General features: G+C 70.8%; 16 protein-coding genes and 1 riboswitch. Of the genes, 10 read left to right on the top strand and 6 right to left on the bottom strand.

Annotation, left to right across the window (positions count from 1 at the left end):
• Positions 1-48: 48 nt before the first annotated feature.
• From ACT3UN_RS04835 to ACT3UN_RS04820, 4 genes are all read right to left on the bottom strand, one after another.
• The gene (locus tag ACT3UN_RS04835; RefSeq protein WP_444656553.1) at positions 49-642 is read right to left on the bottom strand and encodes an SWIM zinc finger family protein; all 594 of its coding nucleotides are present in this window, start codon (positions 640-642) and stop codon (positions 49-51) included.
• Positions 642-2,525 carry a DEAD/DEAH box helicase gene (locus ACT3UN_RS04830; RefSeq protein WP_444656551.1) on the bottom strand — a complete coding sequence of 628 codons (1,884 nt, stop codon included), beginning with the start codon at positions 2,523-2,525 and terminating at the stop codon, positions 642-644. Before ACT3UN_RS04830 ends, ACT3UN_RS04835 begins: the two co-directional genes overlap by 1 nt.
• Before the next feature lie 140 nt (positions 2,526-2,665).
• Positions 2,666-3,487: an erythromycin esterase family protein gene (locus tag ACT3UN_RS04825; RefSeq protein ID WP_444656549.1), complete on the bottom strand. Its 822-nt coding sequence runs from the start codon at positions 3,485-3,487 to the stop codon at positions 2,666-2,668.
• A gap of 8 nt (positions 3,488-3,495) precedes the next feature.
• The gene (locus ACT3UN_RS04820; protein ID WP_444656547.1) at positions 3,496-4,560 is read right to left on the bottom strand and encodes an iron-siderophore ABC transporter substrate-binding protein; all 1,065 of its coding nucleotides are present in this window, start codon (positions 4,558-4,560) and stop codon (positions 3,496-3,498) included.
• 144 nt (positions 4,561-4,704) lie between these two features.
• Between ACT3UN_RS04820 and ACT3UN_RS04815 the strand changes: the two genes are divergently transcribed.
• The 7 genes from ACT3UN_RS04815 to ACT3UN_RS04785 all read left to right on the top strand — a co-directional run bounded on the left by ACT3UN_RS04815 (position 4,705) and on the right by ACT3UN_RS04785 (position 10,425).
• Entirely contained in the window at positions 4,705-5,664 is a 960-nt protein-coding gene (locus ACT3UN_RS04815) for an ABC transporter ATP-binding protein (RefSeq protein WP_444656545.1), read from the top strand.
• A gap of 11 nt (positions 5,665-5,675) precedes the next feature.
• Complete coding sequence (locus ACT3UN_RS04810; protein ID WP_444656543.1) at positions 5,676-6,527, top strand: ABC transporter permease; 852 nt, start codon at positions 5,676-5,678, stop codon at positions 6,525-6,527.
• A 29-nt stretch (positions 6,528-6,556) separates the two neighbouring features.
• The gene (locus ACT3UN_RS04805) at positions 6,557-7,744 is read left to right on the top strand and encodes a histidine kinase (RefSeq protein ID WP_444656541.1); all 1,188 of its coding nucleotides are present in this window, start codon (positions 6,557-6,559) and stop codon (positions 7,742-7,744) included.
• Between the two features lie 16 nt (positions 7,745-7,760).
• On the top strand, positions 7,761-8,372 hold the full coding sequence (locus tag ACT3UN_RS04800; RefSeq protein WP_444656539.1) for a response regulator transcription factor: 612 nt from the start codon (positions 7,761-7,763) through the stop codon (positions 8,370-8,372).
• An 80-nt stretch (positions 8,373-8,452) separates the two neighbouring features.
• Positions 8,453-9,361 (top strand): sulfurtransferase, encoded by a 909-nt coding sequence (locus ACT3UN_RS04795; RefSeq protein WP_444656537.1) that lies wholly within the window; start codon positions 8,453-8,455, stop codon positions 9,359-9,361.
• Positions 9,362-9,568: 207 nt separating this feature from the next.
• On the top strand, positions 9,569-10,009 hold the full coding sequence (locus ACT3UN_RS04790) for a PTS sugar transporter subunit IIA (RefSeq protein WP_444656535.1): 441 nt from the start codon (positions 9,569-9,571) through the stop codon (positions 10,007-10,009).
• Between the two features lie 23 nt (positions 10,010-10,032).
• Positions 10,033-10,425 (top strand): hypothetical protein, encoded by a 393-nt coding sequence (locus ACT3UN_RS04785; RefSeq protein WP_444656533.1) that lies wholly within the window; start codon positions 10,033-10,035, stop codon positions 10,423-10,425.
• 40 nt (positions 10,426-10,465) lie between these two features.
• On the opposite strand, the gene ACT3UN_RS04780 is transcribed toward ACT3UN_RS04785, so the two are convergent.
• On the bottom strand, positions 10,466-11,347 hold the full coding sequence (locus ACT3UN_RS04780; protein WP_444656531.1) for an SDR family oxidoreductase: 882 nt from the start codon (positions 11,345-11,347) through the stop codon (positions 10,466-10,468).
• 33 nt (positions 11,348-11,380) lie between these two features.
• Positions 11,381-11,851: a hypothetical protein gene (locus ACT3UN_RS04775; RefSeq protein ID WP_444656529.1), complete on the bottom strand. Its 471-nt coding sequence runs from the start codon at positions 11,849-11,851 to the stop codon at positions 11,381-11,383.
• Positions 11,852-12,133: 282 nt separating this feature from the next.
• Positions 12,134-12,226, top strand: a riboswitch (glycine riboswitch).
• Between the two features lie 52 nt (positions 12,227-12,278).
• Between ACT3UN_RS04775 and gcvP the strand changes: the two genes are divergently transcribed.
• Genes gcvP through gcvH form a run of 3 tightly spaced genes read left to right on the top strand, consistent with a single transcriptional unit; the run spans position 12,279 to position 16,801 of the window.
• The gene (gcvP, locus tag ACT3UN_RS04770; protein WP_444656527.1) at positions 12,279-15,194 is read left to right on the top strand and encodes an aminomethyl-transferring glycine dehydrogenase; all 2,916 of its coding nucleotides are present in this window, start codon (positions 12,279-12,281) and stop codon (positions 15,192-15,194) included.
• A complete protein-coding gene (gene gcvT / locus ACT3UN_RS04765; protein ID WP_444656525.1) occupies positions 15,194-16,369 on the top strand; it encodes a glycine cleavage system aminomethyltransferase GcvT in 1,176 nt (391 codons plus the stop codon). The genes gcvP and gcvT overlap by 1 nt, the downstream gene beginning before the upstream one ends.
• 39 nt (positions 16,370-16,408) lie before the next feature.
• Positions 16,409-16,801, top strand: a complete 393-nt coding sequence (gcvH, locus tag ACT3UN_RS04760; RefSeq protein ID WP_444656523.1) for a glycine cleavage system protein GcvH — start codon at positions 16,409-16,411, stop codon at positions 16,799-16,801.
• Positions 16,802-16,837: the final 36 nt, after the last annotated feature.

The following is a 16,837-nucleotide window of genomic DNA, read 5'->3' as shown; positions in this document are numbered from 1 at the left end:
CAGGAACCGTCGTTGGCGTTAGGGGGCAGGGGGGGGCAGGGAGCAGGCTCAGCGCACCGGCGGGTCGAAGAAGGTCGCCGGGTCGATGTCCTCCAGCGCGATCCAGTCGGCGTCTGAACCGGCACCCGCCCCGCCACCGTTGCCGACACCGTCGGGGCAGCGCAGTTCCAGTGCCGTGACCGGACGTTCGTCGATGGTCGACACCAGGGTGTACAACGTCGCCAGAATGTGCGCGCACGGCCTCGACCGGGCACGGCACGTGCAGGTCGCCGTCTCGTCCGGTGCAGCGGGGACGACCGGGACGCCGGCGTCGCCGAAGCGACCGATCAGGTCGTCCGGCAGGTCGCCGCTGGGGTCCGGACGCAGGCCGGCCAGGACGTTCCCCGCAGCGTCCTGCTCGGCGGCGCTCCAGCCGCAGGGGGCGAGCGTCACGGTGTGGGTGGAGGACCCGTCGCGCACCGCCGCAGTCACAGCAGGCGACCCATCCGCCGCATCCGCGCCCGGCAGGACCAGGTCCACCTTGTGGTTGCGGGAGAGGCTGCGGGCCTTGGGCAGCTGGGCGCGCGGTGTCCCGTCGGTGCGTTCCACGGTGCGTAGCCAGGCGCGTCCCCACAGCGTCGCCCCGAACTCGGCCTCGGCCATCAGTACTCCTCCTTCAGGTCGACCACGTCGCGCAGTTCCTCGTCGGACATGCTGGTCAGCTCGGCGCTGTCGTCGCCGGTCACGGCGTCGGCCAGGCCCTTCTTCGCCCGGTGCATCTTCTCGATGTGCTCCTCGAACGTCCCGCCGACGACCATGGTGTGCACGCTCAGCCGGTTCTTCTGGCCGATGCGGTGGGCTCGCGCGGTGGCCTGTTCCTCCACCGCCGGGTTCCACCACCGGTCGTAGTGGATGACGTGTGAGGCGCGGGTCAGGTTCAGGCCGAATCCGGCGGCGCGCAGGCTGAGGATGAGCACGGGCGGCGCGTCGTCGTCCTCCTGGAAGCGTCGGACCATCTCGTCGCGGTCGGCGGCGGACATCCCGCCGTGGAGGAAGGGCAGGGCAGCGCAGCCGAGGTGGTCGGCGAGCCCGTCGGACAGCAGTTCGCCCATCGCCCGGTACTGGGTGAACACCAGGGCGCGCTCGCCGCCGGCGGTGATCTCGGCGAGCATCTCGGCGACCCGGTCGAACTTGCCCGACTGTCCCGGCGCAGGCGTGCCCTCGGAATGAAGGTACTGGTCGGGGTGGTTGCAGATCTGCTTCAGGGAGGTCAGCAGCGCGAGGATCTGCCCGCTGCGTCCTGCGCCGTGGTGGAAGCCGGTGCTGAAGGCGGCGGTGACCGCGTCGCGGTAGAGGCCGCGCTGCGCGGCGGTGAGGCCGCAGTACACGGTGGTGTCGAGGCGCGGCGGGAGTTCGAGCGCCACGCCGTCCTTCGTCCGACGCAGCATGTGCGGCGCGATCGTCGTGGACAGCCGCGCCGCCGCCGTGCGCGACTGCCGCTGCCGGATCGGGGTGGCGAAGCGGGTGCGGAAGCGTGCGCGCGTGCCCAGGAGCTGCGGCACCGCGACGGAGAACAGCGACCACAGTTCGTCGAGGTCGTTCTCCACCGGCGTGCCGGTCATCAGCACCCGTGCCTCGGCGTCCAACGACACGGCGGCGCGCGTGACCTGCGAGGACGGGTTCTTGAGCTGCTGGGCCTCGTCGAACACGGCGACGCCCCACGTCCGGGCGCGCAGCGCGGAGTCGGAGCGCACCAGCGGGTAGCTGGTGAGCACCACGGTCCCGGCGGCGATGTCGTCGGGCAGCTCGCGGGTGCTGCCGTGGTAGCGCAGCACCGGCAGCTGTGGCGCGAAGCGGTGCAGTTCGCGTGCCCAGTTGCCCAGCAGCGAGGTCGGGCAGACGACCAGGTGGGCGCGCGTCGGGTAGGACGTCGCGAGCAGTGCGATGACCTGCAGCGTCTTGCCGAGACCCATGTCGTCGGCGAGCAGCGCGCCGCCGTCGTCGCGTACGCGGGCGCGCAGCCAGGCCACGCCCTGCGCCTGGTAGGGGCGCAGGTCGGCGACGACCTGCCCGTCGAGGCGTCCTGCGGTGTCCAGGTCGTCGCGGAACCGGGCGAGGTGGGCGGCGGCGGACGGGATCGCCGCGGCGTCCTCGTCCGGGACGGCGTGCCCGGCGGGCGGAAGGACGCCCGCGACCTCGGCGAGTGCGGCGTCCGTGTCGCGTCCCGCACGGGGACGCAGGACGTTGCGGGACGCCGTGCGCCACGCCCGCGCCGAGGCGTCCAGTTGGCGCACGCGCGTGAGCGTGGACAGGCACCGCGCGGTGGTGAGCAGGTCGGTGACGCACACCTCCACGTCCTCCACCTGCAGACTCTCGCCGTCCGGCACGACGAGACGCGCGGTCGTCGCACGCCCGGTGGGAAGCCCTGCGGCGTCCATCGTGGCGGGAAGGTCGTCGACGCCCCACCAGGCGAAGCCGTGTTCTGCGGGGAGGTACGTGGCCTGGAGGCGGGAGGCAGAAGAGACAGGACGTGGCAGGACGATCATCCTTCGTGCAGGCGGGGGCGGGTGCCGGGCAAGGCTACGGGACGCGCCGCACGCCGCGCATATGGCGACGCGGCTGGGTACAACACTTTCGGGGGTGCGGGGTGCCTGCCGTCGACGACTGGGGAGTCGGGGGAGGACAGTCAGGAGTGGGGGGCGTCGTGTAAACGGTCGGACATCAGCAGGAGGTCGAACGGGCCGGCCCAGGACTGAGGGAACACGGTGATGCCGTCGACGAGCGGTGTCGGCCCGTCGCCGGCCGCTGTCGGGTCCGTAGCTGTAGCCGCAGCCGCCTCCGCCAGCGGAGCGTAGGGGCCCAGCGGGTAGCGGGCGCGTGGGTCGCCCGGGGTCCACAGTGCGCCGGCGACCCGGTAGGCGCCGAGACCGCCGCCGACCAGGTGGGAGCCGAGGGAGCCGTCGAGCGTGGGGTCGAGGTGCTCGGTCTGCTCGAACAGCAGGATGCGTTCTCCCGGGTGTCCGTCGGCGAGACGGCGCAGGTTGTCGTACTGCACGCGGTCGCGCGCGGCGAGGTCGCGGTGGTCCCCGTCGAAGGAGTCGAGCCCGGTGAAGACGACACGGCGTGAGGACGCGACGCCGGCGTTGTAGGTGCGTAACCACCGCAGCAGCGCGGCGTTGTGCGCCAGCGGCGTGCGGTACCAGGACCACATCGCGGTGACCAGCGCGTCCGGCGGAGCGTCCGGCGGTGCGTCCGGCCCGTCGCCGGCGAAGTAGCGGTCCACGTCGCGGGCCCGTTCGGCGTTGGTCTCCGCGGCGATGAGGCGGAACGCCCGGGAGGTCACGCCGTGCACGATCACCGCGTTGCGGGCGGCGAGATACTCGGCGCAGTTGTGCAGGCCCTCGGCCCAGCCGATGACGCGGGCGTCGGCGACGAGTGCGTCGACGGCGGCCACGCCGGCCGGGTGAGCGACGGGCAGCAGGTCGCCGTCCGTCACAGCGTCCGTCACAGGGTCCGTCACAGGGGGGAGTCGCCCTGCGCGGCGGACTGCAGCAGCGGCAGGTAGTTGTCCAGCATCCACGGCAGGCTCAGCACCGAGATCGCGCTGGTGGCGTATACCATCGGCGGGTCGACGAGGGGCACGTAGCCGCCGCGTTCGACGGCGGGGATGCGGGCGAAGCCGGCGTCGGACTCCAGCTCCTCCTGGATGTCCTCGCTGAGGTACCAGGAGACCAGGACGTCGGAGTCGATGGAGGACCAGTTCTCCTTGCTCACCGGCACGGAGAAGGACTCCCCGGAGGTCGGCACGCTCGGGGCGATGCTGAAACCGAGCTGCTCGAGCAGCGTCACCCGGGAGTCGGTGGCGAGGTAGGTGTTCAGGCCGTCGGTGCTGGTCCCGGAGGCGAAGGCGATGGTCTTCCCGTCGAACTCGGGGTGCTCGTCCTTGGCGTCGGCGATGAGCTGGTTGGTGTCCTCGACGAGCTGCTCGGCCTCGTCGCCGCGTCCCAGGGCCTGGCCCACGGTGGTGGTCTGGTCCTCCCAGCTGGTCTGCCACGCCTCACCGGGGTAGGCCACGGTGGGGGCGATGTCGCTGAGGCGTGAGTACTGCTCGTCGGTGACGCCGGAGTTCACGGCGAGGATCACGTCCGGCTCGAGGTTGAGGATGTCCTCGAAGGGCAGGTCGTCGGACGACGCGTCGAGCAGTTCCGGCTCGGCGCCGTCTGCGTCGTCGCTGCCGTCGAGCGCCTCCCGGTCCCAGGGCAGCACGCCGGTGTCGTCGCCGGTGTCGCCGCTCATGTCCTGCATGCCGACGGGGGTCACGCCGAGGGCGAGGGCCACGTCCTGGCTGCTCCACCCGATGGTGACGACTCGCTCGGGCTCCTCCTCGATGGTGGCGGCGCCGAGGGCGGAGTCGATGGTGACGGGGAAGGCGTCGGCGTTCGCGGAACTCGAGGATCCTGAAGAGCCAGAGTCGTCTGAATCATCGGAGCAGGCGACGAGCGAGACGGCGACCGCCGTGGCGCAGAGGGCCGCGGAGACGCGGCGCAGGGGGACGAAGCTGACGGTCATGGTGATCCTCATTGTTCGGGACGGTGAATAGTCAAGAGGATAGCCTACACTTCACCGCGGACATGACATCTGTCACGTCGATCCCGTGACATCCGCGCGCCAGCTCATGACAAACCCCTCTACCTGCACCGACCCTGTCCCGGCAGGATCAGGGGTATGAGTACAGCACCCGTCATCAGCGTCACCGACCTGACCCGCACCTACCAGGCGAAGAAGTCCAAGGACGCCTACACCGCCGTCAAGGGGATCTCCTTCGACGTGGACAAGGGCGAGGTCTACGGCCTGCTCGGCACCAACGGTGCGGGCAAGACCTCCACCCTCGAGATCGTCGAGGGGCTCGCCGCCCCGTCGCAGGGCACCGTGCGCGTCCTGGGCATGGACCCGGTCGCCGACCGCGCGCGGATCCGTCCGGAACTCGGCATCATGCTGCAGTCCGGCGGGCTGCCCAAGGAGCTCACCGTCGCCGAGACGATGCGCATGTGGGCGGGCACGTGCTCCACCCCGTTGCCGGTCGACGACGTGCTCGGCGAGGTGGACCTGAACCACCGCACCGACGTGCGCGTCGGTTCGCTGTCCGGTGGCGAGCAGCGTCGCCTCGACCTCGCCTGCGCACTGCTCAACGACCCGGGCATCGTGATCCTCGACGAGCCGACCACGGGCCTGGACCCGGAGTCTCGCGCCCGCACCTGGGAGTTGCTCGCGGCGTTGAAGGACCGCGGCGTGACGATGATCCTGACCACCCACTACCTGGAGGAGGCGGAGCATCTGGCCGACCGGATCGCCATCATGGACGCCGGCGTGATCGCCGTCGAGGGCCGGCTGGACGACCTCGCCGCCACCGAGGGCGCCGAGATCAGCTTCACCCTGCCGGACGCCGGCGCCGCCGGCGGGAACCGCGCAGGACGCCCGCAGGACGTCTTCCCGTCCTTCCCCGGCGCGCAGGTCACCCGTGACGGGGTGCGGCTGCGGATCGAGACCTCCCGGCTGCAGGAGGACACCCACCGCCTGCTCGACTGGGCCGCCGCCAACGACGTCACCCTCGGTCACTTCTCCGCCCGCCCCGCCAGCCTCGAGCGCGTCTTCGCCAAGATCGCCGGACGCGACAGCGCCGTCTGAAAGGACCCGTCATGACCACCACCGCACGTGAAACCACCCGTACAGAAGTCCACTCCACCGGCACCGCCGGAACCTCCCTCCGGCGCTTCGTCGCCCTGGCCCGCGCGGAGACCCTCCAGTTCCGCCGCAACAAGACCCTGCTCGTCAACGCCACGCTCATCCCCATCGGCTTCGGCCTGGCGATGTTCTTCATCCTCTCCGGCGACGACGAGCAGTCCAAGGTCGAGGCCGCGGCCACGGCGCTGGAGTACTTCCTGCTCTTCGCCCTGATGTTCGTGCAGTTCTACACCGTGCTCTCCATGGTGACCACGCGCCGGGACGAGGGCGTGCTCAAACGCCTGCGCACCGGTGAGGCGCGCGACGCCGAGATCCTCGGCGCCTCCTCCTTCCCCGGGGCGGTGCTGACCATCGTGTTCACGGTGCTGATGTCGGTGCTGCTCATGGTCTTCGGCGCGCCGGGGCCGGTGAACGTGCTGCCGCTCATCGTCGCTGTGCTGCTCGGCCTGGCGGTCACCAGTGGGCTGGCCCTGGTGACCAGCGGGTTCACGAAGAACCCGGAGGCCGCGCAGATCACCTCGATGCCGGTGATGCTGCTGATGTTCGCCACGATGGGCAACTTCCGTCAGCTCTACCCGGAGGGTGTCGACGAGGTCCTCGCCCGCACCCCGTTCGCCCTGATCTTCGACCTGGCCCAGTACGGCTGGGCGGGCAGTACCACCGTGGGCCGGATGGACGGCGTCGCCGCGTTGAGTTCCGGGGAGGTCCTCGCCGAGACGTGGCCGATGATGCTGATCCTGCTGGCGTGGGCGGCGGTGTGCGTGTGGGCCGGTGCCCGTTACGTCCGCTGGGACGTCCGGCGCTGACGTCCGGCACCACTGCTTAAATGGGGACCATGAACCCGACCGTGCTGGAGTCCGTCACCCGCCCACGCAGGACGTGGCGCGGGCTCGGCGGCGGCGCGAAGCTCGCCGTGTACACGCGCCTGTCCATGCAGTTGATGGTCGCCATGTTCGGCGTCCTCGCCGTCGTTCTCCCGCTGGCCGTCGCCGGCCAGGGGCCCGCGCTCAACCTGTGGCAGCAGGCGGTGGTGGCCGGGTCGGGGCTGGTGCTGACCGTCGCGGCCCTGCTGGTCGTGGAGCGGCGCCCGGAGTTCAACACCCGGCCGCGGCGTCCCACCGGACGGCTCGTGGCCGCGACGGGCGCGGCCACCGCGATCGTCTGGACGCTCGGCGTCCTGCTGTACGTGGCGGGTTCGTCCACCACGGCGGTGACGGGGCTGTGCCTGGTGTTCATCGCCATCATCGTCGCCCCGACGGCGGTGCTGCCGTGGCTGCCGTGGCGCTGGACGCTCACCCTGGTGCTCTCGGCGGCGACGTCGGTGCTCATGTGGGACGAGCTGGAGTGGCTGCCGTTGTTCTTCGGGACGTTCCTGATGACCACCGTGGTGGCCTCGGCGTGGACGGTCAACATCGCCAAGCAGCTCGACCGCGCCCGCCTGACGGACGCCGCCCTGCAGGTCAGCGAGGAACGGCTGCGGTTCTCCCAGGAGCTGCACGACACCCTCGGTCAGCGTCTGGCGGCGATGTCGTTGAAGGCGGAGCTGGCGCGTGCGCTGGTCGCGCGCGGCGACGAGCGTGCCGACGGTGAACTCGCGCAGCTCCAGGAGCTGGCCCGGACCTCCGTCACCGAGATGCACGAGGTGGTGGACGGCTACCGGGCGGTCAACCTGTCCACCGAGGTCGACGGCGCGCGGCAGCTGCTGCACAGCGCCGGCGTCCACCTGGACGTCGACGGCGACCCCACGACGCTGTCCGAGCCGATGCGCGAGCTGGCGGCGTGGCTGGTGCGCGAGGGGACGACGAACGTGGTGCGTCACTCCTCGGCCACGCGCGTGCGGCTCGACTTCACGCCCGGGTCGGCCGAGGCGGTGACGATGAGCAACGACGGCGTGACCCGCGGCATCGAACGGCTGTCGGGCCTGGCGGGGATCCGGCGTCGCGCCGAGCCGATCGGCGCGGAACTCGTCGCCGAGCGCGACGGTAACGTCTTCCGCGTGACCCTTCGCCTGCCCGGTGAGTAGAGAAAAAGGAGCAACCATGAGTGCAGAACCCGTCCGGGTGGTCGTCGTCGACGACGAGTCCCTCGTCGCCAGCTCACTGTCGACCCTGCTGTCGCTGGAGGACGACCTCGACGTCGTCGCCACCCTCGGCTCCGGCGAGGAACTGCTCGACTGGTGCCGGACGCACCACCCGCCGGACGTCGCCGTCACCGACCTGCAGATGGGCGGCATCGACGGGGTGGAGACCGCCGCCGGCCTCCCCGAGGGCGTCGCCGTGCTGATCGTCACCAGCCACGGGCGTCCCCGCCAGCTCAAGCGGGCGCTGGCCGCCGGCGTCGCCGGCTTCGTGCCCAAGACGTCCTCCGCCGCGGAGTTCGCCACCGCGGTGCGCACCGTGCACGCCGGACGCCGCTACCTCGACCCGGAGCTCGCCGCCCAGGCGATCGGCGCCGGCGAGTCGCCGCTGACCGAGCGCGAGACCGAACTGCTGGAGGTCGCCGGGCAGGGCGGCTCCGTCGAGCAGATCGCCGAGACCGTGCACCTGGCGGCGGGCACCACCCGCAACTACCTGTCCTCGGCGATGTCGAAGACGGGGGCGGCCACGCGTTTCGAGGCCTGGCGCATCGCCCGCGACCGTGGCTGGTTGTAGGGGGCCGGTTGTAGGGGGCTGGTTGTGAGCTTCGCTATGCGGGGCGGCGGCGGCACGCTTTCCCTCGTAAACTGGTCCGCATGACCCTGAGCCAGCCCGACACCCCCGCGACAACGACCGCCGAACCCTTCATCTCCGCCACCGACCTCTTCGAGGGCAGCAGCCGTGGCGAGCGGATGATCGTCCTCGACTCCGACTGGGAGTGGGGCGAGCACGCCGCCTGGAACCTGTACGTGACCAGGCACATCCCCGGTTCCTTCTTCTGCGACCCCGGCACCATGCTGTCCGGCTCGCCGTCGGCGACCGCCGGGCGTAACCCGCTGCCCAGCCGGGCCGTCCTGCAGCACTTCGTCGACGACTGGGGCATCCAGCCCGGCGTCCCGGTGCGTATCTACGACCGCGGCGGGCTGATCTACGCCGCCCGCGCGTGGTGGATCCTGCGGTGGGCGGGCGTCACCGACGTGCGCGTCCTCGACGGCGGGACGCCGGCCTGGCTGGCGGCCGGCGGCGACATCGCCGCCGGTATCGGCTGCCTGCGTGGACGCGGGACGTTCGAGGTACTCGCCGGTGGCGCGCCGACCATGCCGACGACGTCGCTGGACGAGGTGAAGGAGATCTCTGCCGCGGCGTCCACCGGGGCGGCGGCACCGCTGCTCATCGACACCCGTCCGGCGGACCGCTTCGAGGGACGCCGCGAGCGGCTGGACCGTCGCGCCGGCCACATCCCCGGCGCGATCGGCGTCCCGGTCGCCGAGCTGCTCGACGACGGCCGCGTCCCGTCCCCCGAGGTCGTGCGTGGGCGTCTCGCCGAACACGGCATCACCGGCGACGACGTCGCCGCGGAGACCGTGGTCTACTCCGGGTCGGGCGTGAGCTCGGCCCTGTTCATCGCGCTGATGGAGCACGCCGGGCTGCCGGTGGCGCGCCACTACGTGGGTGGATGGTCGCAGTGGTCCTCCGACCGTTCGCGTCCGGTGGCGTTGGGGTAGTCTCGGGAAAGGAAGAACTTTTCTGGACGAAATAACGCGGTTATGCCCCGACGCGTGTGCCGCACGTTCTATCCTTTGGCCACCGACGCTCATCACCGCAACGGACCGGGAGGCAACATGGAGGACGCAGGGAAGTCAGTGACCGGGTCCGTCTCGGGATCTGTCTCGGGATCTGTTGCCGGGGCGGGGACCGGCACGCTCGACGTGGTGACCCCCATGCCCGGCACCGTCGCGCCACTGTCGGCCGTGCCGGACCCGCTGTTCGCCGCGGGCACGGTCGGGCCCGGCATGGCGGTGGTCCCGGACCCCGGGGTGGAGTACGTGACCGTGTGCTCGCCGGTGGCCGGCGTGCTCACCCGGCTGATGCCGCACCTCTTCCTCGTCACCACCGACGACGGGCTGCCGGTCCTCGTGCACATCGGGATCGACACCGCGCAGCTCGACGGGCAGGGCTACTCCACCCACGTCGAACAGGGCACGCGCGTGCAGGTCGGCCAGCGGGTCACCACCTACGCACCCTTGTCCATCGGGCGGCTCGGCTTCGACCCGATCGTGGCGGTGGTGATGATGCAGCAGGACGGTGGCGTCGAGGAGGGGCTCATGCCCGGCGAACCGTCCGAGCCAGGGGACGTGTTGTTCCGGTTCTGAAGGTTTACCCCTATGCTGGGGGGATGCTCCGCCGTTTCACCACCGTGTCGTGTGTCCTCCTGATGCTCCTGGGAGTCACCCGTCTCGGCGACAGGCTGGACCCGCAGTGGGGGGAACTGCTCTTCTACGGCTACTTCGGGGTGCTGTTCCTGCTGATGCTCGGCGGTATCGTGTTCACCGAACGCGGCTACTTCGGCCCGGCGCGGCACCCCGTCAACCGCGTGTTCGTGGGGCTGAGTTGGTCGGGCACGATCGGCGCACTGGTGCTGATGCTCGAACTGGTGCTGGGCAACGCCATGTTGCTGTGGGTCAACGTGATCGCCAGCGCGAGCATGTTCACCGGCATCGTCGGCGCCGCGGTGGTGGCGCTGTCCGCCAGGCCGTGGCGCGACCTGTTCTACTCGCGCCGGCCGTGATGTCGGCCTGAGCTCGGCCTTGAGTTCGCCTTGAGCTCGCCTACAGCCCGTGCTTGGCGGCGATGATCCCGCCCATCGTGTCACGCGGCAGCAGCCGGGCGGCGGGGAAGGCGAACCGCGCGCTCGACCCGGTGGCGTAGAGCGGGCGGGGCCGGGCGTCCGAGACGGCCCTGAGGATCTCACCTGCCACCGGTTCGGCGGTGATGCCGTCGGCCTCGTTGTTGTTGAGGTGGGTCAGCATCGTGGCGAACTCCTCGGCGTAGGGGCCGTGGTCGTCGACGTAGATGGTGCGACGCTCGGAGAGCCCGGTGTTGATCGCACCGGGTTCCATCACGCTGACCCCGATGCCGAAGCGGGCGACCTCGCGGCGTGCGGAGAAGGCGAAGGCCTTGATGGCCGCCTTCGAGGCGCCGTAGCTGCCGCGGTAGGCCAGCGGGAAGCTGCCGAGCATGGAGCCGACGAACACGATGCGTCCGCGTCGGGCGGCTCGCATCTGCGGCAGCAGGGCCTGGGTTAGTTCGACGTGCCCGATCACGTTGACCTGGAAGAGCCTCTCCAGGGCGTCGCGGGGGAGCTCCTCGAGCGGGCCGTTCTGGCTCTCCCCGGCATTGTTGACCAGCACGGTGACCGGGCCGGCGCCGATCTTCGCCAGCTCGTCCGGCACACCGGCGATGGAGGTGGGGTCGCCGAGGTCCAGGGGGATGAGCTCCACACCGTCGGGCGTATTCGCCCGGGCGGCCGCCGAGCCGGGGTCGCGGGAGGTGCCGACGACCCGGAACTGCCGTTTCACCAGTTCTTTCGCCGTCGCGGCACCGATGCCGGAGGTGGCTCCGGTGACCAGGGCCGTGTCACCCTGACGTGGCACGGGCAGCTTCGGGGCGCGGAAGCGGGCGAGGACACCGGGCGCGGACGTTTTCTTCATGCAACCAGTGATACCCCTTCGGCGGTGCGTCCGTCAGGATATGTCGATGATGCAGTTCCCTGGCGTGCCCGTGGTGCCGGACGCCGAGACCTCGATGCGGTCCAGGTCGCCGTTGAAGATCTCGGCTCCCGTCGAGTATGTCGTCGCGGTGACCTCGAGTTCGAAGGTCGTGTCGGTGGTGGTGCCGTCATTCTCGACGTAGGTGAGCTCCACCGTGTCGCCGGGTTTGCCGTGGTAGGTGACGTGCGGCGTGTTCTTCTCGTGGTCGATGTCGATGACGCCCGGGTCACAGGCGCCGTCGGCGTCGGACGCCCCGAGCACGGGCGCGTCGCGGTCGCGCGGGGCGACGTCCTCATCCGTGCCGGACGTGTCGTTCTCGCCGGACGCCGTGGCGTCCTGCGTCGTAGCGTCCTGCGCCTGTTCGGAGTCCCGGGCCGACGGGGTGCAGGTGCAGAGCGCCGCCGCGGCGGCGAGCGCCAGGGTGGTGAGCGTGGTCTTCTTCATCGGGCCTCGGAGAGTGGAGAGAGGGGGAGGGTTGCCGGAATCGTAGGTGGCGTCCTGTCGGGCGTCAATCGCTGTGCAGCACCGACCCCGCCCACACCCGCACCCCACCCGCGATCCGGCCGTTTGTGGTGTGCCACGCCACAGCCGCGGTTATACTGACCGCGAACCGTCCACAACTGAATCCGCCGTTCGCAGCCACTGTGGGAGAGGCCGGCACCAGCACCGGCCGCCGTAGGAGCAACACCTCCCCGTCGACACTCTCAGGCACCAGCACCATTGTGGCGAGGCAGCTCTGGAAAGAGCCGGTCACCGTCGTCCGTGACCCGGCCGCCGAAGGAGAAAAAGCTCTCAGGCACCATCGACAGAGTGGGGAGGGAGTACACCCGTGTCCGCACCACAGCACACACAGGAAGAGACCCCCTGACACATGGCTACGCCCCACGACGCATTCCCGAACCGTCATATCGGCCCTGACGCGGCCGCGACCGCGGAGATCCTCAGCACGCTCGGCTACGGCAGCACCACGGAGCTCGCCGCCGCGGCCCTGCCCGCCAGCATCACCCAGCAGGGCCCCATCGGCCTGGCCCCGGCGCTCGACGAGACCGAGGCGCTGGCCACGCTGCGTGGTTTCGCGGCGAAGAACACGGTGAAGAAGCAGCTCATCGGCGCCGGCTACCACGACACGGTCACCCCGGCGGTGATCCGTCGCAACGTGGTGGAGAACCCGGGCTGGTACACCGCCTACACGCCGTACCAGCCGGAGATCTCGCAGGGCCGCCTGGAGGCGTTGCTGAACTTCCAGACGATGGTCAGCGACCTCACGGGCCTGCCGGTCGCCGGTGCGTCCCTGCTCGACGAGGCGACCGCCGTCGCCGAGGCAGTGCAGATGATGGCGCGGGTGAACACGAAGGCGGCGAAGAAGGACGGTGTCGTCCTGCTGGACGCCGCCCTGCACCCGTCGAGCATCAACATCACGCGTGCGCGTGCCGCGGCGGTGGACATCGCGGTGGAGATCGTGGACGTCACCGCCGAGCAGATCGCCGCACGGCAGGACGCGCTGATCGGCGTGGTCGTGTCGAACCCGGGCACCACCGGCGGGTTGCGCGACGACCTCACCGAGGCCGTCGACGCCGCGCACGCGCAGGACGCCCTGGTCACCGTGGCCTGCGACCTGCTGGCGCAGGTTCTGGTCACTTCGCCGGGTGAGTCGGGTGCGGACATCGCGGTGGGTTCGGCGCAGCGTTTCGGTGTGCCGTTGTTCTTCGGCGGCCCGCACGCGGCGTTCCTGGCCTGCCGGGAGTCCATGCAGCGTAAGCTGCCGGGCCGCATCGTGGGTGTGTCGGTGGACGCCGAGGGCACCCCGGCCTACCGCCTGTCGCTGCAGACCCGTGAGCAGCACATCCGCCGCGACAAGGCGACGTCCAACATCTGCACCGCCCAGGCGCTGCTGGCCGTGGTGGCCAGCTTCTACGCTGTCTGGCACGGCCCGCAGGGCCTCCGGGAGATCGCCACGGCGGTGCACGGCCGGGCGACCGCGCTGGCCGTGGGCCTGTCTGAGGCGGGCTTCGCCCTCGCCCACGACCGTTTCTTCGACACGGTCACCGTGCAGGTGCCGGACGCCGCGGCGACCGTCGCCGCCGCCTGTGAGGCGGGCTTCAACCTGCGCCACGTCGACGAGAAGCACGTCGGCATCTCCGTCGGCGAGTCCACGACGGACGCCGACGTCGCCGAGCTGCTCGCCGTCGTCGCCGGCGCGCGTGGTTCGGTGGCCACGGCGTCCTTCACCGCGCAGGACGGCCCGCTGGCCGACCTGCTGCGCACCGACGACATCCTCACCCACCCGGTGTTCCACTCGGTGTCCTCGGAGACGCAGATGATGCGCTACATGCGTCGTCTGGCCGGGCGCGACCTGGCGCTGGACCGCACGATGATCCCGCTGGGCTCGTGCACCATGAAGCTCAACGCCGCGGTGTCGATGGAGCCGATCACCTGGCCGGAGTTCGCCGGCATCCACCCGATGGTGCCGGAGGACCAGGCCACCGGCTGGCTGGAGCTCATCGACGACCTGGAGGACCGGCTGGCGAAGATCACCGGCTACGCCGCGGTGTCGGTGCAGCCCAACGCCGGCTCGCAGGGTGAGCTCGCCGGCCTGCTGGCGATCCGTCGTTTCCACGTCGCCAACGGCGACGACCAGCGCACGCTGGTGCTCATCCCGGCGTCCGCCCACGGCACGAACGCCGCGTCCGCCGCCCTGGCCGGTCTGAAGGTCGTCGGCGTGAAGAACGCCGACGACGGCTCGATCGACCTCGACGACCTCGACGCGAAGATCGCCAAGTACGGCGAGCAGATCGCCGGCATCATGATCACCTACCCCTCCACCCACGGGGTGTTCGAGGAACACGTGCGCGACGTGTGCGCGAAGGTGCACGACGCCGGCGGCCAGGTCTACATCGACGGGGCGAACCTCAACGCCCTGGTCGGGCTGGCGCAGCCCGGTGAGTTCGGCGGCGACGTCAGCCACCTGAACCTGCACAAGACCTTCACCATCCCGCACGGCGGCGGCGGCCCGGGCGTGGGCCCGGTGTGCGTGGGCGAGCACCTCGTGCCGTTCCTGCCGTCCGACCCGTGGGCCGACGTGACCGTGGAGCCCGGCGTGCAGGAGGGGCACCCGGTCTCCCAGGCGAACCAGGGTTCCGCCGGCGTGCTGCCGATCTCGTGGACCTACATCGCCATGATGGGCGACGAGGGCCTCACCGAGGCCTCGCGCATGGCGCTGGTCAACGCCAACTACATCTCCCGCCAGCTCGCCGACAGCTTCCCCACCCTCTACACCGGGGAGAACGGCCTGGTCGCCCACGAGTGCATCCTGGACCTGCGTGAGCTGACCAAGCAGTCCGGCGTGACCGCCGCGGACGTGACCAAGCGCCTGATGGACTTCGGCTTCCACGCCCCCACGCTGGCCTTCCCGGTGGCGGGCACGCTGATGGTGGAGCCCACCGAGTCCGAGGACAAGGACGAGCTGGACCGCTTCATCACCGCGCTGCGCACCATCCGCGCCGAGATCGACGAGGTCATCGCCGGGGACGTCGCGGTGGAGGACTCCGTCCTGCGCCACGCGCCGTTCACCGCCACCTCGGTGGTGCGCGACGACTTCGCCGACGCCGTCTCGCACGGCCACTTCTCCCGCGAGAAGGCCGCCTTCCCGGTGGCGTCGCTGCGTCGCGACAAGTACTTCCCGACCGTGCGCCGCATCGACGACGCCTACGGCGACCGCAACCTGATGTGCTCCTGCCCGCCGCTGGAGGACTTCGACATCGAAGCTGCTACCGAGAGCGAGAACTGATGACCAAGCACACCGCACTGCACCCGGTCCACGAGAAGCTCGGCGCGAAGTTCACCGACTTCGGCGGCTGGGACATGCCCCTGAAGTACGACAAGGAGCTCGAGGAGCACCGCGCGGTCCGTGAGGCCGTGGGCGTCTTCGACCTCTCGCACATGGGCGAGGTCCGGGTCACCGGGCCGGACGCCGCGGCCTTCCTCGACCACGCCCTGGTCTCGCGCCTGTCGGCGGTGAAGGTCGGTAAGGCGAAGTACTCGATGATCTGCACCGCGGACGGCGGCATCATCGACGACCTGATCACCTACGTGCTCGCCGACGGGGAGTACCTGGTGATCCCCAACGCCGGCAACGCCCCCGCCGTCGCCGAGGCGCTGCGCGAGCGTGCGGAAGGCTTCGACGTCACGCTCACCGACCAGACCGACGACATCTCCCTGATCGCCGTGCAGGGCCCGCAGGCCGCCGCGGTGATGCTGGAGATCGTCGAGGCGGTCACCGACGCCCCCGAGGCGTCCGGCGCGGGAGAGACCGTGCAGGACGCCGTGGGCGGGCTGGGCTACTACGCCGCCTTCCAGGGCACCGTCGCCGGCGTGCCGGCGATCATCGCCCGCACCGGCTACACCGGTGAGGACGGTTTCGAGATCTTCGTGGAGAACGGGACCGACGGCGCACAGGCGACCGCCGTGTGGGACGCGGCGCTCGCCGCCGGTGCCCCGCACGGGGTGCGCCCCTGCGGCCTGGCGGCGCGCGACACGCTGCGCCTGGAGGCCGGCATGCCGCTCTACGGCAACGAGCTGAGCCTGCAGCTCACCCCGGTGGACGCCGGGCTGGGCATCCTCGCGGCGACGAAGTCCAAGGAGGAGTTCGTCGGACGCGACGCCATCGTGCGAGCCAAGGAGGAGGGCACGAAGCAGACGCTCATCGGCCTGGTCGGCGAGGGACGCCGCGCGGCGCGAGGCGGCTACGAGATCCAGGACGCCGAGGGCGTCCGGCTCGGCGAGGTCACGTCCGGCGCACTGTCGCCGACACTGGGCCACCCGGTGGCGATGGGCTACGTCGCCGCCGAGGCGGCCGCCGAGGGCGGCGTGGCGTCCGTGGGATCGACGGTGACCGTCGACATCCGCGGCAAGGCCCACCCCTACACCGTCGTTGCGCTGCCGTTCTACACGCGCCAGAAGTAACATCCACCCTGACTGCACCATTGTTCTGAGGAGAACCCCATGACTGCACTGCCCACCGACCGCCTGTACTCCGAGGAGCACGAGTGGGTGAACGCCACCTCCGTCGCCGCCGGTGACACCGTGCGCGTCGGCATCACCCACATCGCCGCCGAGGCGCTGGGCGAGATCGTCTTCGTCGAACTTCCCGAGGTCGGCACCGAGGTCGAGGCCGGCGAGCCCTACGGCGAGGTCGAGTCCACCAAGTCCGTGTCCGACATCTACGCCCCGGTCTCCGGCGAGATCACCGCGGTCAACGAGGGCCTCGAGGACAACGCCGGCGTGATCAACGACGACCCCTACGGCGCCGGCTGGCTCTACGAGGTGGCGGTCTCTGAGGCCCCCGCCGACGGCGAGCTGATGGACCACGAGGCGTACGCCGCCGACAACCAGTAGGGGCCGGAGCGGGCCGGACTTCTCGTGATCGTTTCG

It is taken from the genome of Corynebacterium sp. AOP12-C2-36, from assembly GCF_052379185.1.
GTDB lineage: Bacteria > Actinomycetota > Actinomycetes > Mycobacteriales > Mycobacteriaceae > Corynebacterium.
The sequence above is the reverse complement of the archived record's forward strand: the minus strand, read 5'-3'. Positions and strand labels throughout refer to the sequence as shown.